Origin of the sequence: Arthrobacter sp. OAP107 (genome assembly GCF_040546765.1) — a bacterium.
GTDB lineage: Bacteria > Actinomycetota > Actinomycetes > Actinomycetales > Micrococcaceae > Arthrobacter.
Map to the genome: position 1 here is coordinate 5,169,671 of NZ_JBEPOK010000001.1, position 20,531 is coordinate 5,190,201.

23 protein-coding genes are annotated in these 20,531 nt (G+C 66.3%); 18 read left to right on the forward strand and 5 right to left on the reverse strand.

Annotation, left to right across the window (positions count from 1 at the left end):
- Window positions 1–47 precede the first annotated feature (47 nt).
- The 7 genes from ABIE00_RS23695 to ABIE00_RS23725 all read left to right on the forward strand — a co-directional run bounded on the left by ABIE00_RS23695 (window position 48) and on the right by ABIE00_RS23725 (window position 7,925).
- Window positions 48–992 carry an ABC transporter ATP-binding protein gene (locus tag ABIE00_RS23695; RefSeq protein ID WP_331575257.1) on the forward strand — a complete coding sequence of 315 codons (945 nt, stop codon included), beginning with the start codon at window positions 48–50 and terminating at the stop codon, window positions 990–992.
- A 4-nt stretch (window positions 993–996) separates the two neighbouring features.
- The gene (locus ABIE00_RS23700; protein WP_354263047.1) at window positions 997–1,869 is read left to right on the forward strand and encodes an ABC transporter permease; all 873 of its coding nucleotides are present in this window, start codon (window positions 997–999) and stop codon (window positions 1,867–1,869) included.
- An 18-nt stretch (window positions 1,870–1,887) separates the two neighbouring features.
- The gene (locus ABIE00_RS23705; protein WP_354263048.1) at window positions 1,888–3,192 is read left to right on the forward strand and encodes a sensor histidine kinase; all 1,305 of its coding nucleotides are present in this window, start codon (window positions 1,888–1,890) and stop codon (window positions 3,190–3,192) included.
- Window positions 3,189–3,911 (forward strand): response regulator, encoded by a 723-nt coding sequence (locus ABIE00_RS23710; RefSeq protein WP_354263500.1) that lies wholly within the window; start codon window positions 3,189–3,191, stop codon window positions 3,909–3,911. Before ABIE00_RS23705 ends, ABIE00_RS23710 begins: the two co-directional genes overlap by 4 nt.
- Before the next feature lie 82 nt (window positions 3,912–3,993).
- Window positions 3,994–4,902, forward strand: coding sequence for an intradiol ring-cleavage dioxygenase (locus ABIE00_RS23715; RefSeq protein ID WP_354263049.1), 909 nt, complete (start codon window positions 3,994–3,996; stop codon window positions 4,900–4,902).
- A 21-nt stretch (window positions 4,903–4,923) separates the two neighbouring features.
- A complete protein-coding gene (locus tag ABIE00_RS23720) occupies window positions 4,924–6,258 on the forward strand; it encodes a M18 family aminopeptidase (RefSeq protein WP_354263050.1) in 1,335 nt (444 codons plus the stop codon).
- A gap of 236 nt (window positions 6,259–6,494) precedes the next feature.
- Complete coding sequence (locus tag ABIE00_RS23725; RefSeq protein ID WP_354263051.1) at window positions 6,495–7,925, forward strand: amino acid permease; 1,431 nt, start codon at window positions 6,495–6,497, stop codon at window positions 7,923–7,925.
- A gap of 77 nt (window positions 7,926–8,002) precedes the next feature.
- Here ABIE00_RS23725 and ABIE00_RS23730 read toward each other — a convergent pair whose 3' ends face one another.
- Window positions 8,003–8,338 (reverse strand): YnfA family protein, encoded by a 336-nt coding sequence (locus ABIE00_RS23730; RefSeq protein ID WP_190602852.1) that lies wholly within the window; start codon window positions 8,336–8,338, stop codon window positions 8,003–8,005.
- A 235-nt stretch (window positions 8,339–8,573) separates the two neighbouring features.
- Between ABIE00_RS23730 and rpsF the strand changes: the two genes are divergently transcribed.
- The 6 genes from rpsF to ABIE00_RS23760 all read left to right on the forward strand — a co-directional run bounded on the left by rpsF (window position 8,574) and on the right by ABIE00_RS23760 (window position 11,587).
- Window positions 8,574–8,879, forward strand: a complete 306-nt coding sequence (gene rpsF / locus ABIE00_RS23735) for a 30S ribosomal protein S6 (RefSeq protein ID WP_003800148.1) — start codon at window positions 8,574–8,576, stop codon at window positions 8,877–8,879.
- Between the two features lie 55 nt (window positions 8,880–8,934).
- Window positions 8,935–9,516, forward strand: coding sequence for a single-stranded DNA-binding protein (locus tag ABIE00_RS23740; protein WP_331575264.1), 582 nt, complete (start codon window positions 8,935–8,937; stop codon window positions 9,514–9,516).
- Between the two features lie 129 nt (window positions 9,517–9,645).
- Window positions 9,646–9,885 (forward strand): 30S ribosomal protein S18, encoded by a 240-nt coding sequence (gene rpsR, locus ABIE00_RS23745; protein ID WP_003800144.1) that lies wholly within the window; start codon window positions 9,646–9,648, stop codon window positions 9,883–9,885.
- A gap of 18 nt (window positions 9,886–9,903) precedes the next feature.
- Complete coding sequence (gene rplI / locus ABIE00_RS23750; RefSeq protein WP_076799464.1) at window positions 9,904–10,356, forward strand: 50S ribosomal protein L9; 453 nt, start codon at window positions 9,904–9,906, stop codon at window positions 10,354–10,356.
- Window positions 10,357–10,575: 219 nt separating this feature from the next.
- Window positions 10,576–11,202 (forward strand): FMN reductase, encoded by a 627-nt coding sequence (locus ABIE00_RS23755; RefSeq protein ID WP_354263052.1) that lies wholly within the window; start codon window positions 10,576–10,578, stop codon window positions 11,200–11,202.
- Between the two features lie 37 nt (window positions 11,203–11,239).
- Complete coding sequence (locus ABIE00_RS23760; RefSeq protein ID WP_354263053.1) at window positions 11,240–11,587, forward strand: TFIIB-type zinc ribbon-containing protein; 348 nt, start codon at window positions 11,240–11,242, stop codon at window positions 11,585–11,587.
- Window positions 11,588–11,641: 54 nt separating this feature from the next.
- Here the strand turns inward: ABIE00_RS23760 and ABIE00_RS23765 are convergent, their stop codons facing one another.
- Both ABIE00_RS23765 and ABIE00_RS23770 read right to left on the reverse strand, forming a co-directional pair.
- On the reverse strand, window positions 11,642–12,208 hold the full coding sequence (locus tag ABIE00_RS23765; protein WP_354263054.1) for a hypothetical protein: 567 nt from the start codon (window positions 12,206–12,208) through the stop codon (window positions 11,642–11,644).
- 2 nt (window positions 12,209–12,210) lie between these two features.
- Window positions 12,211–12,642, reverse strand: a complete 432-nt coding sequence (locus tag ABIE00_RS23770; protein ID WP_354263055.1) for a hypothetical protein — start codon at window positions 12,640–12,642, stop codon at window positions 12,211–12,213.
- 717 nt (window positions 12,643–13,359) lie between these two features.
- Here ABIE00_RS23770 and dnaB point away from each other — a divergent pair.
- Window positions 13,360–14,745 carry a replicative DNA helicase gene (gene dnaB / locus ABIE00_RS23775; protein ID WP_003800110.1) on the forward strand — a complete coding sequence of 462 codons (1,386 nt, stop codon included), beginning with the start codon at window positions 13,360–13,362 and terminating at the stop codon, window positions 14,743–14,745.
- A gap of 15 nt (window positions 14,746–14,760) precedes the next feature.
- Here the strand turns inward: dnaB and ABIE00_RS23780 are convergent, their stop codons facing one another.
- Window positions 14,761–15,735: an acyl-CoA thioesterase gene (locus ABIE00_RS23780; protein WP_354263056.1), complete on the reverse strand. Its 975-nt coding sequence runs from the start codon at window positions 15,733–15,735 to the stop codon at window positions 14,761–14,763.
- Between the two features lie 231 nt (window positions 15,736–15,966).
- On the opposite strand from ABIE00_RS23780, the gene aztD reads away from it, so the two are divergent.
- Window positions 15,967–17,298: a zinc metallochaperone AztD gene (gene aztD, locus ABIE00_RS23785; RefSeq protein WP_354263057.1), complete on the forward strand. Its 1,332-nt coding sequence runs from the start codon at window positions 15,967–15,969 to the stop codon at window positions 17,296–17,298.
- 129 nt (window positions 17,299–17,427) lie between these two features.
- Here the strand turns inward: aztD and ABIE00_RS23790 are convergent, their stop codons facing one another.
- Window positions 17,428–17,862: a DoxX family protein gene (locus tag ABIE00_RS23790; protein WP_354263502.1), complete on the reverse strand. Its 435-nt coding sequence runs from the start codon at window positions 17,860–17,862 to the stop codon at window positions 17,428–17,430.
- A gap of 157 nt (window positions 17,863–18,019) precedes the next feature.
- Here ABIE00_RS23790 and ABIE00_RS23795 point away from each other — a divergent pair, with 157 nt between their 5' ends.
- The 3 genes from ABIE00_RS23795 to ABIE00_RS23805 all read left to right on the forward strand — a co-directional run bounded on the left by ABIE00_RS23795 (window position 18,020) and on the right by ABIE00_RS23805 (window position 20,514).
- On the forward strand, window positions 18,020–19,372 hold the full coding sequence (locus tag ABIE00_RS23795) for an MATE family efflux transporter (RefSeq protein ID WP_354263058.1): 1,353 nt from the start codon (window positions 18,020–18,022) through the stop codon (window positions 19,370–19,372).
- 48 nt (window positions 19,373–19,420) lie between these two features.
- The gene (locus tag ABIE00_RS23800; RefSeq protein WP_354263059.1) at window positions 19,421–20,014 is read left to right on the forward strand and encodes a hypothetical protein; all 594 of its coding nucleotides are present in this window, start codon (window positions 19,421–19,423) and stop codon (window positions 20,012–20,014) included.
- Window positions 20,015–20,127: 113 nt separating this feature from the next.
- Entirely contained in the window at window positions 20,128–20,514 is a 387-nt protein-coding gene (locus tag ABIE00_RS23805; RefSeq protein WP_354263060.1) for a hypothetical protein, read from the forward strand.
- Window positions 20,515–20,531: the final 17 nt, after the last annotated feature.

Sequence of the window (20,531 nt, forward strand, 5' to 3'; positions counted from 1 at the left end):
CGTGCACACCAGACAGCACGCCCGCAGCTACGCAAAGGAAAGCTTCCATGATTGAGGCAGAAGGCCTGACGAAGGTCTACGGCGACAAGACCGCCGTCGGCGGCGTCAGTTTCACCGTCCAAGCCGGCCAGGTCACCGGCTTCCTGGGACCCAATGGGGCCGGCAAGTCAACCACCATGCGCATGATCATGGGCCTGGACACCCCGACGGCGGGAACGGTCACCGTCAACGGCGTGCCGTTCGCCCGGCACACGGCACCGCTGCGCGAAATCGGGGCCCTGCTCGACGCCAAGGCCGTCCACACGAGCCGCTCAGCGTACAACCACCTGCTGGCGATGGCCGCCACGCACAGCATTCCGCGGAACCGGGTGCACGAGGTCATCGACATGACAGGCCTCGCGGAGGTGGCCCGGAAGAAGGTCAAGGGCTTCTCCCTGGGCATGGGCCAGCGGCTGGGCATCGCCGCCGCACTCCTCGGCGATCCGCAGACCATCATTTTGGATGAACCCGTCAACGGCCTCGATCCGGAAGGCGTGGTCTGGGTGCGGAACCTCGTCAAGTACCTGGCCTCCGAGGGGCGCACGGTGTTCCTCTCCAGCCACCTCATGAGCGAGATGGCCCTGACCGCAGACCACCTGATCGTGATCGGCCGGGGCAAGATCATCGCCGACGCACCCATCAAGGACATCATCACGGGCAAGGGCCAGAGCCGCACCCGGGTGCGCTCCGACCAGCCCGACCGGCTCATGCACGTCCTCGCCGGCACAGGGGTCTCGGTGGAGCTGCAGGACCACGAACTCCTCGAGGTCACCGGGCTGGATCCCCGCCAGATCGCCCGGAGCGCCCTGGACAACCAGGTCCTGATCTACGAACTCACCCCGCTCCAGGCCAGCCTCGAAGAGGCCTACATGGAGCTGACCAAGGACGAGGTCGAATACCACTCGCTGATCACCACGGGAGCCCCGGTTCCCGCCCAGTCCGGAGGCAACTGACCCCATGAGCACATCGACTCCCATCCAGCCCGGCCCCGGCCGTGCCGCTATCCGCAACGCAGCCGGCCCAGGTCCCGGCCCAAGCTTCATCCGGGTCCTGAACTCCGAATTCATCAAATTCCGCACGCTCCTGTCCACGATGATCCTGCTCGCTTCGACGGCCGTCGTCATGGTTGGCTTCGGCGCCCTGTCCGCCTGGGGTACAGGCCAGTTCGCGGACCGTGCCGCCTCCGACCCCGAGGCGGCCGCAGCCATCGCTGCACAGGGCGGCGACCTCGCCGTCACGGTCCCCACCTCCGGCGTAGCCTTTGCGCAGCTGATCCTGGGCTCACTGGGTGTCCTGCTCATGAGCTCGGAGTTCACCACCGGCATGGCCCGCTCCACCTTTGCGGCCGTGCCCAAAAGGCTCCCGGCGTTCATGGCCAAGCTCGTGGTGGTCATTGTCAGCGCCTTTGCCCTGACGGCGGTGTCCACCTACATCGCCGGCCTGTCGGCGGTGCCGATCCTGGACAACTTCGGCCTCAAGCTCGACCTCGCCAGCGCGCAGTCCGTCAAGCTGCTGCTCGTCACCAGCGCCTACGTGGCTGCGGTGGCCGCAATCGGCATGGCACTCGGCACGCTGCTCCGGAATTCGGCCGGGGGCATCATGGCCCTCGTGGGACTGTTCTTCGTGGCACCGATCGCGTTCCAGCTCATCCCCGGCGACTTCTTCGAGGAGGCCCGCAAATACCTCCCCGGAAACACGATCACCCCGATGACCGCCGTGAAGCACGTCCCGGACACGCTGGAAGCCTGGCAGGCGGCCCTCGTGCTGGGCGCCTGGGTGGTGGTGCCGGTGGTGCTGGCCATGGTCCTGCTGAAGAAACGGGACGTGTAGCCGCACCCGGGCCTGCCCATGATTGACACTGTCTCCGGAAAGGACGCGCCAGCCCCCGCGGCTGACGCGTCCTTCGCCGAACTCTCGGCCCGGCGCCGCGGCCTGCTCCGGCGCTACCTGCACCGGCGTCCGCGGGTGATGGATGCCGTGGTGGTCGGCTGCTATGCGGTGCTGGTGGTGCCCACGGTGATCGACGCCCTGAATGCGGGCAGGTGGGCCGCTGTCGGGCTGCTCGCTGCCGTGGCGCTGTCCCTGTTCCTGCGGCGCCGGCGCCCGGTGGCCGTAGTGGTGTTCATCGCGGCGGCCGAGGTTGGCGTGACCCTGCTTCATCCGTGGGGATCCAACGTGTCGGCAGGCTTGTGGTTCTCGCTTTACGCGGTTGCCGTGGTCCGCACCCGCCGCTTTGCCCTGGTCACGATGGCCGTGGGCACCGCGCCACTGGCACTGCTGTATTTCCTGGCCGCCGTGGGGCCGCTGGAGCGGGAACTGCCGAACCGTCCCGTCTCGCCCGAGGAATTCCGCCTCGTGACCAGCATTGCGGCCGGCACCAGTATCGCGTTTTCCAACTTCATCGCCACCGGAATCGGCATTTCGGTCCGCCAGCGGCGCGAGCACGAGCAGGAAATCGCGGCGTGGGCGGCCCAGGCCGCCCGCCTGGGCTCAGTCAACGAACGAAACAGGATCGCCCGGGAGATGCATGACGTCGTGGCCCATTCGCTGACCGTCATGGTCGCCCTCTCCGATGGGGCCGCCGTCGTGGTCCGCCGGGATCCGGAACGCGCATCGGAGGTCCTGGCGGAACTGTCCCGGACCGGCCGTGCCGCCCTGGCGGACATGCGCCGGGTGCTCGGCGTCCTGCGGGATGATGCGTCCGCCGGCCAGGCGCCCCGTGAACCGCTCGCGGACGGCGCCAGTCTCGGGAAGCTGCTGGACGGCTTCCGGACCGCGGGCCTTCCGGTCCACTACTCGCACACGGGCCCGGCGCTGCCGGAGGACGTGGCGCTCCAGCTGACGGTGTACCGGATCGTGCAGGAATCATTGACCAACGTGCTGCGCTACGGCCGGGCGCTGAGCCGGGTGGATGTGTTGGTGGCGCGCGAGGATTCCACGGTCACCATTGACGTGCTCGACGACGGCCGGGGCACCGTTGACGCCGTCCCGTCCACCGGAACAGGACAGGGCCTGGCCGGGATGAAGGAACGGGCCGGAATCTACGGCGGTACGGTGGAGGCGGGGCCGGCCGCCGGCGGTGGCTGGCGTGTGCGGGCGGTGCTCGCCCTGAACGGCAGGATGCAGGACGGCAACAAATGGGGGAACGAATGAACGAGTCCGGGCGTCTCCGGGTCCTGCTGGCGGATGACCAGCCGCTGCTGCGGATGGGGTTCCGGCTCATCCTTGAGGGTGAGGACGGCCTCGAGGTGGTGGGCGAGGCCTCCGACGGGGCCGACGCCGTCCGCCAGGTGGGCCGGCTCGATCCCGACGTGGTGCTGATGGATGTCCGGATGCCCACGCTCGACGGGATCGAGGCCACCCGTGCCATCACCAGTTCAGGCGCGCGGGCCAGGATCATCATCCTGACCACCTTCGATCTGGATGAGTACGCGTTCGCCGGGCTCCAGGCCGGCGCCTCGGCGTTTCTGCTGAAGGATGTGGCACCCGCCGAACTGGTCCAGGCCGTGCGGGTGGTGGCCAGCGGGGATGCCGTGGTGGCGCCGCGCGTCACCCAGCGGCTTCTTGAGACGTACGTCCGCGGCGCCGGACCCGCTTCCGAAGGTTCGGGCGCGGGGGCCGCGCCGGCGGCGGTGCCTGCTCCCCGCGATCCGCTGCTGGACGACCTGACCCCCCGGGAAACCGAGATGCTGGAGGCGATGTCGGAGGGGCTGTCCAATGCGGAGATCGCGCACCGCTATTTCCTGTCGGAAGCCACGGTGAAGACACACGTGCGGCGGATCCTGACCAAGCTGCATCTCCGTGACCGCGTTCAGGCCGTGGTCTATGCCTACGAGACCGGCCTGGTAACCCCGAGCAACCCGGACTACTGAGGCGACTGGCTGACGCCGGTTCCACAGCCTACCCACAGGCAGGCCCTATGCAGGCCATAGGTCCCCGGAGTTGGGTGGTGGCATGAGAACCGCACCCGGCACGCCCGATGGACAGCAGCCCCGGCACGAGCCGCATCCCAACCATGACCGCGGCCTCGAGTTCGATCTCTCCACGCTGGTTTCACGCCGCTCGCTGGGCATGCTCCTCGGCGCCGGCACGGCGGCCGCTTTGGCGGCGTGCACGCCCGGCGGGTCATCCTCCGCACCGTCAGGATCGCCGTCGTCGGCTTCTGCCGGCTCAACGGCAAGTGCAACGTCCAGCGCAACTGCGTCCCCCACCGTGACCCGGGCAATCGCAGAATGCGGCGTGGAGATTCCGCAGGAAACTGCCGGACCGTACCCCGGCGACGGCTCCAACGGACCGAACGTCCTGGAAGCCTCCGGCGTGGTCCGGCAGGACATTACCTCAAACTTCGGCACGTCCGCCACGAAAGCGGACGGTGTGCCGCTGACCGTCACACTGACACTGCTGGACAACGCCAACGGCTGCGTCCCGCTGTCCGGCGCTGCCGTGTACGCCTGGCACTGCGACAAGGAGGGCAGGTACTCGCTCTACGATTCAGGGCTGGAGAACGAGAACTTCCTGCGGGGCGTGCAGGAGGCGGACGCCAACGGCCAGGTCACCTTCAAGACCATCTACCCCGGCGCCTACAACGGCCGCTGGCCGCACATCCACTTCGAGGTGTTCGAGTCGATGAACAACGCCACGGCGGCAGGGCAGGTGCTGGCCGTTTCACAGATCGCCCTGACCGATGCCGCCTGCCGCGAGGTGTACGCCTCCGCGGGCTACGAAACCAGCGCCCAAAATTTCCCGAACACCACACTGAAATCGGACAACGTATTCGGCGATGACGGCGGCGTCTACCAGTTGGCCACCATGGCCGGGTCCGTGACCGGCGGCTACACGGCAGGGCTCAACGTCACCATCTAGCGCAACGCTAGACTCGGAGCCATGCCTCTCCATTCCTCCGCCGCAGAGCACATCCGGGACCTGGGCGACTACGTCAGCGCCTCGCCGTCGAGCTTTCACGCCGCCCGCGAGGGCGCCCGGCGCCTCACCGCGGCGGGCTTCACCGGCCTGGACGAGCTGCAGCCCTGGGAGGCCACGGCAGGCAAGTTCTACGTCATTCGGGATGGCGCCCTCATCGCCTGGGTCACACCCGGGGACGCCGGGCCCATCACCGGCTTCAACATCCTGGGCGCCCACACGGATTCGCCGTCCTTCAAGCTCAAGCCCAAGCCCACCACGGGCCGGTTCGGCTGGCTCCAGGCCGGCGTGGAGGTCTACGGCGGCCCCCTGCTGAACTCGTGGCTGGACCGGGAACTGCAATTGGCCGGGCGCCTCGTGATGCTGGACGGCACGCAGCACCTGACCGCCACCGGGCCGATGCTGCGTTTTCCGCAGCTCGCCATCCACCTGGACCGGGCAGTGAACGAGGGCCTCACACTGGACAAGCAGCAGCACATGAACCCGGTGTTCGGGCTCGGCGATCCTGGCGGGGAGGACTTGCTGGCGGTGCTGGCTGAGCGGGTTGCCGGCGACGGCGCCTCTGTTGATCCGGCTGAGATCGGCGGGTACGACGTCGTCATCGCGGACACGCAGGCGCCTGCGGTTTTCGGGGTCAGGAGTGAGTTCTTCGCCTCCGGGCGCCTGGACAACCTGTCAGCCACGCACGCCGGGATCACGGCGCTGATCGCGCACGCTGACGCGTCCGACGGCGGGTCCGCCGTTCCCGGCGAATCCTCACCGATAGCGGTGCTTGCCGCCTTCGACCACGAGGAAATCGGTTCCGCGTCCCGGTCCGGGGCATGCGGTCCGGTCCTGGAAGACATCCTGGTCCGGATCTCGGACGGCCTGGGCGCGTCGGCGAGCCAGCGGCGTCAGGCCTTCGCGGCGTCGTTCTGTGTTTCTGCCGACGCCGGCCACGCCGTCCACCCCAACTACGCCGAACGGCACGACCCCGTCAACCGTCCCGTCCTCAACGGGGGCCCTCTGCTCAAGATCAACGCCAACCAGCGGTACGCCACCGACGCCGCCGGGGCTGCCCTCTGGGCGCGGCTGTGCGGTGAGGCGGGGGTCCCCTTCCAGGAGTTTGTCTCCAACAACGTAATGCCGTGCGGTTCCACGATCGGCCCGCTGACGGCCACCCGGCTGGGCATCAGGACCGTGGACGTGGGTGTTCCCCTGCTGTCGATGCACTCGGCCAGGGAAGTCTGCGGCGTGGAGGACCCGCACCGCCTGGCCCGGGTGACTGAGCTGTTCTTTGCAGCCGCGGCACACGCCTAGTGCGACGGTGACTGATTTCCACGCCGTTACAAAAGTGCCCGATAGGCAACACTTGTCGCCTAACGCGGCGCGTGGCTGGAAATCTGCCCGTTTTCGGTTGCCGTAAACTGTGTCTTTGCACAGCCCGGACCTGCCTCCGGCTCCCTTAGTGTGAAACGCACAGTGTGGTCCCCGGCACAGACTCTGCCGCCCGGCCACCGCCCAAAACCTGCAATCAAAACGAGGATGGCGCAGCCATGCACGCTGACCAACAACTGTCGAAATCCCTAAAACCCCGCCATCTGTCGATGATCGCCATTGCCGGCGTCATCGGCGCCGGCCTGTTCGTCGGCTCCGGAGCGGCCATCCAGCAGGCCGGTCCCGGCATCCTGCTTGCCTACATGGCCGCAGGCATCGTGGTCATCCTGGTCATGCGGATGCTTGGCGAGATGGCGGCCGCGAACCCCGAAACCGGATCCTTCTCCACCTACGCGGACAAGGCGCTGGGCCCCTGGGCGGGCTTCAGCATCGGCTGGCTCTATGCGTGGTTCTGGATCATCGTACTGGGCATCGAAGCCACGGCAGGAGCCGCGATCATGCACCGCTGGGTGCCCGGCATCGACCAGTGGGTCTGGGCCCTGGTGCTCATGGTTCTGCTCACGCTGACCAACCTGGGCTCGGTGAAGTCCTACGGGGAGTTCGAGTTCTGGTTCGCCTCCATCAAGGTCACGGCCATCATCCTTTTCCTCCTTTTCGGCGTCGCAGCGATCCTCGGCCTGGTTCCGGGTGTTCCGGCACCGGGCCTGAGCAACCTGACGGGCAACGGCGGCTTCCTGCCCAACGGCCCCGGAGCCGTCCTGGCCGGAATCCTCGTGGTGGTCTTCGCGTTCTTCGGGGCTGAGATCGCCACCATCGCTGCCGGTGAATCCGAAAACCCTGTGGAGGCGGTCAAGAAGGCCGTTCGGTCCACCGTCTGGCGCATCCTCGTCTTCTACATCGGCTCCATCGCGATTGTTGTCACGCTGCTCCCCTGGAACTCCGCGAACGTGGCCAAGAGCCCATACGTCGCCGTCATCGAGCTGTTCGGCATCCCCGGCGCGGGCACCATCATGGACGTCGTGGTGCTGACGTCGGTGCTGTCCTGCCTGAACTCGGGACTCTACACGGCCAGCCGCATGCTGTTCTCACTGTCGCAGCGCGGTGACGCCCCCAAGTCCTGGACCCGCATCTCCAAGCGCGGCGTGCCCGCCGCGGCGGTGCTGGCCTCCACCGTGGTCGGCTTCATCACCGTGGGGCTCAACTACATCGCCCCGGACACCGTCTTCCTGTTCCTGGTGAACACCTCCGGTGCCATAGCGCTGTTTGTCTGGCTGGTCATTGCCACGTCGCAGCTGGTGCTGCGCCGCCGGATGGGAGCCGCGGCCAAGGATCTGACGCTGAAGATGTGGTTCTTCCCCTACCTCACCTGGCTGGCGATTGGCAGCATCGTGGCGCTCATCATCGGCATGGTGATCCTGGAGTCCACCCGCGAGTCGCTTCTGCTCTCCGTGGCCCTGGCAGTCGTGGTCGTCGGCATCGGTGTGTGGCGCTACCGCAAGGGCGGCCCGGGGCGGGCTGAGGCGACCGCCGCTTCCGCAACGCCCGCCGAAACCGCAGATGCAGGAGTGGGGTCTGGCCCGGCGTCGTAATTCCGCCATCATCCTTTTGGAACCATCCGCCCGGTTGGCCGCTACGGCCTGACCGGGCGGATGGCTTTTGTTTGGGGTCAGCCCTGCCGGGGGGCGAACATGATGACGGCGACGCCAACGAGGCAGACGGCGGCGCCGATGAGGTCCCAGCGGTCGGGCCGGAAGCCGTCCAGAAGCATGCCCCAGACCAGGGAACCGACGATGAAGACCCCGCCGTAGGCCGCGAGGACCCGGCCGAAGTGGGCGTCCGGCTGGAAAGCGGCCACGAAACCGTAGAGCCCCAGCGCCACAATCCCGAGCCCGGCCCACCACCACGCCTTGTCCTCCCGCACGGCCTGCCAGATCAGCCAGGCTCCGCCGATCTCGGCCACGGCGGCCAGGGTGAAAAGGAGCACGGATTTCAGAATCGTCATGGCTCCAGTATTCCGCCCGGTTTTCCACATAGCTGGGGCGGCGCTTCCGGGCCGCCATTGGGGCCAGTAGCCTAGGAGCTGTCCGAATCGCGGAATTCCGCCCCGATGCACTAAGATAGTGAAGTCTGTGCTGCGCTCTGGTCCGTTTTTGGACACGGGCGTGCACCGCATCGCAAATGAACCTCCTGTTACGGAAATACCGTAACCGCTTAGCCCAAAGGAGGTGGGTTCACATATGCGTCCTTACGAATTGATGGTAATCATCGACCCCGAGGTCGAAGAGCGTACCGTAGAGCCGTCGCTTCAGAAGTTCCTGAACGTCATCACCAACGATGGTGGAACCATCGAAAAGGTTGACATCTGGGGCCGTCGCCGTCTGGCTTACGACATCAAGAAGAAGTCCGAAGGTATCTACGCCGTGGTGAACTTCACCGCGACGCCGGCTACCGCCAAGGAACTTGACCGCCAGTTGGGTCTCAACGAGACCATCATGCGCACCAAGATCATCCGCCCCGAAGAGCAGAAGGTTGTTGCTGAGTAATTTCAGCTCCCAATTTTCATTCTTTACCCCGCAGGAACGAACAAGGAGGCAGTAGATGGCAGGCGAAACCACTATTACGGTCATCGGTAATCTCACCAATGACCCCGAACTGAGGTTCACACCGTCAGGTTCGGCAGTAGCGAACTTCACCATCGCGTCCACGCCTCGCACCTTCGACCGCCAGTCCAATGAGTGGAAGGACGGGGAAACCTTGTTCCTCCGCGCGTCGGTCTGGCGGGAGGCAGCAGAAAACGTCGCCGAGTCGCTCACCAAGGGCACCCGCGTGATTGTTTCCGGCCGTCTGAAGAGCCGTTCCTACGAAACAAAAGAAGGCGAGAAGCGCACTGTTATCGAGCTCGAGGTCGACGAAATCGGCCCGAGCCTGCGTTACGCGAATGCCAAAGTCAACCGCACCCAGCGCTCCGGCGGCCAGGGCGGTTTCGGCGGCGGCAACAGCGGCGGATTCGGTGGCGGTGGATTCGGTGGCGGCCAGGGTGGAAACCAGGGCGGCAACACCGGAGGAAGCTGGGGCGGCAACCAGCAGCCCGCAGCGCAGGATGACCCCTGGGCAACGCCCGGAGTCAGCAATGCGGGCGGCGGCTGGGGCAACGGCCCGGATTCCGAACCTCCCTTCTAAAACATAAACAAAGGTCCGGCGCAGCACGCGCCAAAGCGTTCCATATGGCACGCTCTGCGCACGCCGCGGTCGGACCACCACCATCCCGTGGATCACGATTCACGGGCTCCCTAGAATAGGAGCTCCACGATGGCTAAGGCTGAACTCCGTAAGCCCAAACCAAAGTCCAACCCCTTGAAGGCCGCTGACATCACCGTCATCGACTACAAGGACGTAGCATTGCTGCGCAAGTTCATCTCCGACCGCGGAAAGATCCGCGCCCGTCGCGTCACTGGCGTCACGGTGCAGGAACAGCGCAAGATCGCCCAGGCAATCAAGAACGCCCGCGAAGTTGCTCTGCTGCCCTACTCCGGCGCTGGCCGGGGCTAAGGAAAGGGATTAACTAACATGGCAAAGCTCATTCTGACCCACGAAGTAACCGGTCTCGGTGCTGCTGGCGACGTTGTGGAGGTCAAGGACGGTTACGCACGTAACTACCTGCTGCCCCGCGGTTTCGCCCTGACCTGGTCCAAGGGTGGCGAGAAGCAGGTTGAGTCCATCAAGGCTGCCCGCGCCGCCCGCGAGCACGCTTCCCTGGAAGATGCTCAGAAGCAGGCCGCCGCTCTGTCCGCCAAGCCGGTCAAGCTGGTTGTCAAGGCCGGCGAAAGCGGCCGCCTGTTCGGCACGGTCAAGCAGGCCGACGTCGCCGACGCTGTTGAGGCCGCAGGCCTGGGCAGCATCGACAAGCGCAAGGTTGAACTGCCGGCCCACATCAAGTCGGTTGGTTCCTACCAGGCCAACGTCCGTCTGCACGACGACGTTGCCGCTGTGATCGAACTCGACGTAGTCGCAGGCAAGTAGCAGGTCCGGCCTTCGCCGGATCTGCTCTGCAGTCCTGAACTGCTGACGGCCCCCGCCGTCGGATTCCTCCGGGAAGCCGACGGCGGGGGCTTCGTCGTTCCCGCCATTTCGGCGAGCAGTGTACTGAACCGGTTGCCGGGCGGCGGAATAAAGGCCACTGCTGCCGGGTTGAGCGAATAGATGCAAATGCATATACCGCGCCAAACAGAGGAGACCGCCATGGAGACCCGCCGCATAACCGTTCTGTCCGCCGGCCTGGGAGTGCCGTCGTCGAGCCGCCTGCTGGCCGACCAGCTGGCCGCCGCCGCGACCCGGGAGCTGACGGCTGCCGGCTACGAGGTGGCCACCGACGTGGTTGAGCTTCGTGACCTGGCCGTGGACATCGCCAACAACTTCGTCACGGGCTTTGCCCCGCCCCGGCTGGCAGAAGTGATCGCCGGCGTCGAGTCCTCCGACGGCATCATCGCCGTCTCACCGGTGTTCAGCGCGTCCTACAGTGGCTTGTTCAAGTCATTCTTCGATGTGCTTGACCCCAAGTCGCTGGACGGCAAAGCCGCGCTTCTGGGGGCCACCGGCGGAACGGACCGCCACCAGATGGTGCTGGACCACGCAATGCGCCCGCTGTTCAGCTACCTGCGCACGCGGACGGCCGCCACGGCCGTCTTCGCCGGCCCCCAGGACTGGGGAAACACGGACGACGGCGGAACCCCCCTTTCGGTGCGGATCGAACGGGCGGCGGCAGAGTTCGGCCGTCTCCTGGACGGGGACCAGCCGGGCCGCAAGCCGGCCGCGCTCGAGTCGCTGCCCTTCGAGCAGCTGCTGGCCGGCATCTCAGGCGGCCGGTAACGCGAACTAATCCCGGCACCCGCTCGTTGTGCCGGGCATGAAATGTCCCATTGATTCTTCGGACCTGGTCATGAGCGAACGCAGCGGCGTGGAAATCGACTACTGCCCGCAGTGCCGGGGTGTGTGGCTGGACCGCGGCGAACTGGACAAGATCATCGACCGGATAAACGCAGGCGCGCCGGCGGCTCCTCCGGCGCACGTTCCCCCCGTTCCGGCCTCGCCTGCGCCCGGCATGGCTCCTCCACCGCTGTACCGCGACTTCGAACCGCGGCGTGACCAGGCGCGCTACGACGACCGCAGCCACGGCAAGGGGTACGACCGCGAGTCTGACCGCCGCCGCAACAAGAAGAAGGAAGGCTGGCTGGGGGACCTGTTCGACTTCTAGCGGGCCGCGTCCACCCCCGCGTTCACTTGCTGTGAGGGTTGGCCGCGGCGGTGGTCAGTCGTCCAGCAGGGCGATGAACTCGCGCGCCTGCTTCATGGAGATGTCCGAGTGCCGGGTCAGCGCGGTGGCCGCTGCTTCGATGTTGCCGCTCTTGGCAAGCGTGCGGATGCGGCCGTAGATCTCGTCATTGAGCATGTTGCTGCTGACCTCACGGGTGACATCGCCTTTGCTGGCGATGGCCCGGTACCGGTACGGGAAGCGCTGCGGCGGCTCGTCGTCGTCCTCGGGTTCGCTGGGCTCCTGCGCCGGTGAGCGGAAAGGCTGCGGATGGGCTGCCAGCGCGGCCACGGCGTCCCGCGAAGCGCGCAGGCCCTGTCCCGACACCTCGTAGTACAGCTTGATCGCCGCCATGGCCTGGCCCTGGGCGATGAGCGCATACAGCCGCCGGTGTTCGTCCTCGGACAGCTTGGCTGCGGCTTCCCGTGCCAGCTCTGCTGACTCCGCAGGCGGTTTGGCCGGCTCCCTGACCGTACGGCGGCGACGGCTCACTGCACGTGCCGTCAGGGCCACGGCGACAGCCACGGCCACGAGGATCAGGAAGGGGATCAGGAGCGATTCCATGGTTACAACCGATCTACATATTGCTTGGCGGTCAAAAGGTTGAAGTGGGTGGCCTGGCGCAAAAGCCTGATGGCCTCGAGCTTCTGGCCGTTGCGCACCAAGGTCTGTAGCTGTAACACCAGCTGCGGGGTCAGCATGGTCCCGGGCGGAGGCGCCACAGGGTAAGAGCCCTGCGGCGCCGGATGATGCTCCTGCTGCTGTATCTGCTGCTGCCGGTTCTGGCTGGGCAGGGCTGCCGCCTCCAGGCGTGCCCGGGCCGCCAAGGCCGCCTGAACCTGGGCTGCGTAGTGGGCTTGGGAACGCCGGGCCAGCTCCAGCTGGTAGCGGTCAGCGTCGGACATTCCTCCGTCGCGCGGCTTCAGTGCCGTGGCAAAAGCCCAGAGGGCTGCGGCGAGGACAAGGGCAGGAACCAAGACAGTCAGAACATCGCCCATACCTAGAGCTTAACGCCACATCCGCGTTATCCACAGCATATGCCCGGCTGCGCATGCTGCGTGCGGGCGGCGAGGCCGGTTACAGCCCGGGGAGGGAAGATTCATTCGGATGGCATGCATCTAGGCGGGCCGCGGGCATAAGCCGGTGATTCGCATCACAAAGTTGGAATGCAGGCGGCAAAATTCCGCTCCGAGGACGGAATTACCCGCCGGTATCCCCAGCTCACGGTTAAGGCTGTGGATGAAGGTTGTGGCAAAGATTAAATTTGTCCACAACAAAAATCGAACGTTTCCGCAGGTCACGGGCCATATATGCCGAAAAGAAAATTTCTATCCACAGCTTCGCCCACAGGCTGTGCACAAGCTGCAGTATGTTGTGCACACGTTATCCACAGAGGTGCGGAACTGCTGGCTTTGTGAGTGGCCGGCTGGGCGCTAACGTTGCGGAGACACCCCATTCGGGTGGGTTTTCCCTTCCGGCCTTAAGACCGGAGCCGGCGGTTGCCCGGACTCCGGGAGTTTGGTGCTGCCCTGTGGAAAACCTGTGGATGAGGCGTCGCCGGGGGTCAACCGCCCGGACCGAAAATGTCGGGGCCTGCTGGTGTAGTTGCATTAGCCCGGGCAGCAGTTTTTTTGCTGCGCGGCCCACCCACGGCACACGGCACACGCTCCACAGTCCTCCTGCACGGACTGCGGACACAATGGAGGACGGCAGCTTTGTCAGTTACGCACCTGGACTCAATCGAAGGTACCCGCGAATCCGAAGGCAGCCGTAAACCTCCCCAGGACATCCCCGCCGAACAGTCCGTCCTGGGCGGCATGATGCTCTCCAAGGACGCCATTGCGGACGTCGTCGAGATCCTGCGCGGGCAGGACTTCTACCGCCCCGCCCACGAAACCATTTACGAGGCCGTCATCGACCTCTACGGCCGCGGCGAACCCGCGGATGCCGTCACCGTGTCCGATGAACTGACCAAGCGCGGCGAGATCAACCGGATCGGCGGCCCCGCCTACCTCCATGAGCTCATTCAGACGGTGCCCACGGCCGCCAACGCAGGTTACTACGCGGAGATCGTGGCCGAGCGCGCCGTGCTCCGGCGGCTGGTCAACGCCGGCACCAAAATCGTGCAGCTCGGCTACGGGCAGGACGGCGAGGTGGAAGACCTGGTCAACCAGGCCCAGGCGGAAGTGTATGCGGTCGCCGAACGCCGCACGGCGGAAGACTACGTCGTCCTGAAGGACGTCATGGAGTCCACGGTGGATGAGATCGAGGCCTCCGGCCACCGCGGCGAAGGCATGGTGGGCGTTCCCACGGGCTTCTATGAGCTGGACGAGCTGACCCACGGGCTGCATCCGGGCCAGATGATCGTCATCGCCGCCCGGCCCGCCGTGGGTAAGTCCACCTTCGCGCTGGACTTTGCCCGCTCCGCCGCCATCAAGAACAACCTGAGCACGGTGATGTTCTCCCTGGAAATGGGGCGCAACGAGATCGCCATGCGTCTCCTGTCGGCCGAGGCCACCATCGGCCTGCAGGACCTCCGCAAGGGCACCATCAAGGATGAGCAGTGGTCCAAGATCGCCACCACCATGGGGCGGATGAATGATGCCCCGCTGTTCATCGACGACAGCCCCAACATGTCCCTCATGGAGATCAGGGCCAAGTGCCGACGCCTCAAGCAGCAGCACGACCTCAAGCTGGTGATCCTTGACTACCTGCAGCTCATGAGTTCGGGCAAGAAGGTGGAGTCCCGCCAGCAGGAAGTCTCCGAGTTCTCGCGTGCGCTGAAGCTGCTCGCTAAGGAACTCCAGGTCCCGGTTATTGCGCTGTCGCAGCTGAACCGTGGTTCCGAGCAGCGCCAGGACAAGCGCCCCATGGTCTCCGACCTGCGTGAATCGGGGTCCATCGAGCAGGACGCCGACATGGTGATCCTGCTGCACCGCGAGGACGTGTACGACAAGGAGTCCCCGCGCGCCGGTGAAGCAGACATTCTCGTCGCCAAACACCGTAACGGCCCCACCAAGGACATCGTCGTTGCGTTCCAGGGCCATTACTCGCGGTTCGCCAACATGGCCGGGGATGCCGGCGGAGGCGGCGGCTTCTAGGCTGCGCTTGTGTTGCTAGTGCGGTTGTGACTGCAGCAGGTGGTTGGGCAGCCTGTTTCCCGGAGCTGCTGCCCTGATTTCCAGCAGCTGCCGTGCGTGGGCATGGAGTCTCTTGTCCTCCTCGGACACCGGGGTCCATGCAGGGATGGGAACCGAGGTGCCCTCGGCGTCACGGGCAACCATCACCGTGAGGCAGTACGTGGTGAGGTTCAGTTCCCGGCCTTTGGGGTCCCCTGAGCGGACATGTACCGCAACGTGCATGCCCTTGGTGCCCGTGTAGACCAGCCGGGCCTCCACCTCCACCACGTGGCCGATCAGCAGCGGCCGGTAGAACCGAACTCCGCCCGAGAAGACAGCCACCGTGTCCCGGCCGCAGTAGCGTGAGGCGCAGACATATGCGGCCTCGTCGATCCATTTCATGACGATGCCGCCATGGACTTTGCCGCCCCAGTTCACGTCGGTGGGCGCCGCCATGAACCGCAGGACGACGCGCTCGGCGGTGCCGGCATCGGTATATTCCTGGGCGCTCATGGCCTTGACAATCTGCTCGCGGATCCCGATCCGGGCCAGGGCGTGGTCCCGCTGTTCGAGTTCCTCCGCCGTCTCCGGCTCGAACTGCTTCACCGGGACGGGTTTCCCGTCCTCGCCAACTGCCACAAAAATCACCATGCACTGGCTGCGCATGGTGGCAGGCCCGCCCTTGGGGTCCCCGGAGGAAACCACCGTCCTGATGTGCATGGAGGACCGGCCCGTATAGACGATGGTGGCGGTGACCTCGACCATGTCGCCGACATTCACCGGGTCTGCGAAGTGGATGTTTCCCACATAGGCCGTGACGCAGTAGGACTTGGCCCAGCCCACGGCAGCCGCGTAGGCCGCCTTATCCACCCACTCGAGCACGGTTCCGGCGTCAACGGACCCGCTGTGGCCCACGTCCATGGGGGCGGCCAGGAAGCGGAGGGTTACTGAGTTGGCGGCAGTCTCGGTCATGCTCGCAGTTTACTGAGCCCTGCCGCGGGGGCAGATCCCGGCCTTCACAAACGCGCGTATCGACGCCATAAGGCCCGCGAGCCGGGCATTTGGCGTCATGAACGAGCCGTGATGTCCGAATCACTAAAGATAATGATTATCATTAGTGTCATGGTGACGACACGATTTACGCTTTCCCGCCCGACAAGCAGACGCCGCCGCGGCGGCCCCACCGGGCCCTTCAGGGAGCCCTTGGCTCGGCCGTTCGCCGGGGTGCCCGCCAATTCAGCAACCCACCGGGGCAGGACGCCGTTCGGGGCGCCGCTGGCCGCGGCCTGCGGAGCCGCCCTGCTGTTGTCGGGTTGTGCCGCCGGCCCCGCGCAAAATTCCGCCGAAAGTTCCGCCAGCCCTTCCCGGGGCACACAGGCCGCAGAACCCACCGAACTTCGCGCTCCAAAGCCGCGCCTGGCCTACACGTACGCCGGCGGCGTCGGAGTGCTGGATGCAGCCACCCTTGAACCTGCGGGAGACGTTGCGCTGGAGGGCTACAACCGCATTAGCCCCGCCGGTGACAACCGCCACATCCTGGTGGCGGCGGACGACTCGTTCCGCATCCTCGACGCCGGCACCTGGACCGAGCGGCACGGCGACCATGGGCATTCCTACGCGGCCCAGCCTGGGATGACGGATCACGCGTTTGCGGCCAGTAAACCGGGCCATGTGGTGCGGCACGCCGGCAGGACCGTCCTGTTCAGTGACGGGTCCGGCAAGGTGGAGTCGTTCGGATCGGCCGCCCTCGGAGCGCTTGCCAAAGACGGCCTTCCGAAGACGACGACATACACTGCACCGGAGGCCCACCATGGCGTGGCGGTGGAACTGGAGGACGGCAAGCTGCTGGTGACCGTGGGCAACGAGAACGCCCGCAATGCCGTGGCACTCCTGGGCCCGGCTGCTTCTTGGGGGGCCCCTGGTCAGGACCGCAAGGAGATTCTCCGAAGCCAGGACTGCCCCGGCGTGCACGGTGAGGCGGTGGCCGGCGAAAACACCGTGACCTTCGGATGCGAGGACGGAATGCTGGTATTCAAGGACGGCCAGTTCTCCAAGGTCTCCAGTCCTGACCCCTATGGCCGGATGGGAAACCAGGCCGGTTCGCCGGCGTCGCCTGTGGTGTTCGGGGACTACAAGGTGGACAAGGATGCGGTCCTGGAGCGGCCCACACGGATTTCGCTGGTGAACGCCGGCAGCAAAGCCCTGAAGCTGGTGGATCTTGGTACCAGCTATTCCTTCCGGTCGCTGGGGCGCGGGCCGTCCGGCGAGGCGCTGGTCCTCGGCACCGACGGCGCGCTGCATGTTCTCAATCCGCTGGCTGGCGCCACCGCGGCCACTGTGCCTGTCGTGCCGGCCTGGCAGGAGCCCGAGGCGTGGCAGGAACCGCGGCCCACCCTGTTCGTCCAGGGCTCCACGGCGTATGTCACTGAGCCGGCAGCGCGAAAAATCCACGCCGTCGATCTGAAGGCGGGCAAAGTGGTCCGCACGGCAACGCTGGCCCACACGCCGAATGAACTGACCGGCGTCATGGGCTGAACATCAGACACGCTGAACAAACAACAAAACGACGGCGGCCGCCCACCGGGCGCCGAAGCGCCAGGCGAGCAGCCGCCGTCGTTGTTTTCCCGGACGGTTACCGCGTTGGAGCGGCGCTGCCCGGGAAGCCTACGCGAGAACCTTGAGCCTTGAGTCCCTGCGGCCGAACAGGGCGGCGTCCGCCGAGATGCGGCCCGCTCCGGCAAGGGCGATGGCCGCTGCTCCGGCTGCCAGCAGGAGGACCAGCTCGTAGCCGCCGGTGGCGACGAAAACTCCGGCAGAGGCGTGCACCAGGAAGAGGGCGCCCAGCATGTCCAGGGCGAGAAGGGTGGCGAAAATGCGGGTCAGGACGCCGAGGATGAGGGCGATGCCCCCTGCCAGTTCCAGCGTGGCGATGACCGGGGCGGCGACCTCAGCAGCCGGAACCCCCATCTTGGCGAAGGATGCCTGCGTGCCGGCGATGGTGAATTCACTGAACTTCTGCCAGCCGTGCGCGGCGAAGAGGAATCCGGCGATCACTCGCAGGATCGTCAGGGCTGTGGTGGTCTGGGTGGACTGGTTCATGGAGATGCTCACCGTTCGGATCGATTGGGGGGTTGTCTCTTTTGGGCACGCGGTCCGGAACGCGTCGGATGAAGCTTCCCTTCCACTGTCCCGGAGTTTTGTTGAAGTGTCAACTATGTGTCGTGGTTATCTTTTCTGTGCCAGTTAGGCTGAAACCGTGCCCCAATCGTCTTCCGCTACCGTTTCCACCCCAAAACCCGAGAGCCACAGCCGTGAAATCCTCAGGCTTGCTGTTCCAGCTTTTGGCGCGCTGATCGCCGAGCCGCTCTTCCTGCTTGCCGACTCGGCGATCGTTGGGCATCTGGGCGTTGCCCAGCTGGCCGGGGTCGGGCTTGCCTCGGCGGTGCTGCATACGGCGGTTGGGTTGATGGTTTTCCTCGCCTACTCCACCACTCCGGCAGTGGCGCGGGCAGTAGGCGACGGCCAGCTTGGCAGGGCTCTGGCCGCCGGGCGGGACGGCGTCTGGCTTGCCCTGCTGCTGGGGACCGTGCTGGCGCTGGCCGGGTTCCTTGCCGCGGAGCCGCTGATCGGGCTCATGGGGCCGAGCCCGGAGATCCGCACGTTCGCGGTCGATTACCTGCGCTGGTCCATGCCGGGGCTGGCGGCGATGCTGCTGATCTTCGCCGGCACGGGCGTGCTGAGGGGGCTGCAGGACACCCGGACGCCCCTGGTGGTGGCCACGGCGGGATTCACGCTGAACATCGTGCTGAACCTGGTGCTGGTCTACGGTGTCGGTCTGTCTGTGGTCGGATCGGCCGTGGGAACGAGCATCGCGCAGTGGGCCATGGCGGCGGTGTATCTGGTGATGGTGCAGCGCAACGCCCGTCGTCACGGCGTCAGCCTGCTGCCAGACTGGCACGGCATCCGGGCCATGACCAAGGTGGGCTCCTGGCTCATGCTGCGGACCCTGAGCCTGCGAACCGCCATCCTTGCCACCGTCCTCGTGGTCACGGCCCAGGGTGCTGTGAACCTCGCTGCCCATCAGCTCGCCATGACGGTGTTCACCTTCCTCGCCTTCGCACTGGACGCCCTGGCCATCGCCGCGCAGGCGCTGATCGGCAAGGAGCTGGGGGCCTCCAACCCCGGCAAAGCCAGGATTCTGACCCGGACCATGATCCGTTGGGGTGCCGGCTTTGGTGTGGCCACCGGCGTGCTCCTCGCCCTGGTGGCCCCGTTCGCCGGTGCCCTCTTCACGTCCGACGCCGGCGTCCAGTCAGTGCTGACCGCGGCCCTCTGGGTACTGGCCGCGGGCCAGCCCCTCGCGGGGTACGTGTTCGTGCTCGACGGGGTGCTGATCGGTGCCGGCGACGCGAAGTATCTGGCGATTGCCGGCGTCGTAAATCTTGCGGTGTACCTTCCGCTGCTGCTGGCCGTGCCGCTGGCCGGGGCCGATGGCGCAGCGGCGCTTGTTTGGGTGTGGGCGGCCTTTTCGCTGGGCTACATGAGTGCGCGGGCCGTAACCCTGGGGCTGCGGGCCAGGACGGACCGCTGGATGGTGCTCGGTTCCTAGCCTGCTGCCCGGATTAGCCGGCACAGGCTGGCGCACTAAACTGGAGCGGTGACTTCCCCCGCTAACCCTGCTCAGTCCGACGTGCCTGCCCCTTCGGCGGAACTGTGGAAACCCGCTCTGCTGCGGGCCGCCGCCGCGCTGGTGTTCGGGGCCGTGACCGTGTTCTGGGCGGCTCCTTCGGTGACCGGCATGTCGCTGACGGGCGGGGTGTATCTGCTGGCCACCGGCCTGATCCTGCTGTGGGGCATTCCGCTGGCCGGCTTCCGCCGTGACGCACCTGCCGGCCGGCTTCTGTCCGCCGGCGGAGCGGCCCTCACCGGTGCCGGCGTGGCCCTGCTGTTTCTGCAGGGCAGCCTGGTGTTCGCCGTGATCGGCGCTCTGGGACTGGCCGTGGCGTCAGCAGCCGAGCTGTGGCTGGGCCTCAGGTTCCGCGGACGGCACGTCCTGGCCCGCGACTGGCTGGCCTCCGGCGTCATCGGGTTGGGCACGGCCGGGATGCTGCCGTTCTTCGTGGACCTTGGCCCGCACGCGCTGCTGGGGGTTGCCGGCGGCGGGGCCATCATCTCGGGCGTGCTTTGGATCCTGGCAGGCCTCTCGCTCCGGCACGATGCGCGGACGGACGCGTCAAAGGCCGTAAACTAGTACCAAGGGTTCTACTCGTTGTAGAACAGGAGTTGGCTGCCAGCAGCCCTTCAGGACCAGCACACAGCACAGCGGGCAGGCCGCATCGCGTCGCCCGCACGGGAGGAATCACCTTGGCACACCAGAAACCAGGAGAACCGCGCAATCTGCGGACCTCGGTCAAGGGACCCCTGATGTTCTCCGCCTTCTGGGCTGTAGTCGCTTTCTTCGCGGTACTGATCTTCGCCTCCGGCGGCAGTGCCCGTTCCCCGCGGTTCGACCTGGCGTTCACAGGCGCCGGCATCGCTTTCATTGTCACCCTCGTCATCGCCGCGATGCTGTCCATGAGCTACAAGGACAATGCCGCTCACCTGGGTAAGGGCTCGGGCGTCAACCTGAGCTCGGCCCGGAAGCCCTCGCAAGGGCACGGCGGTCAGGGAACCCCGGGCCGCCCGGACGCCCCGGGCACTTCGGGTACGGCTGGAACCGGTGAGTCCGGGCCCGACGGCGGAGCCTCCTAACGCCCGACGCCGATCGC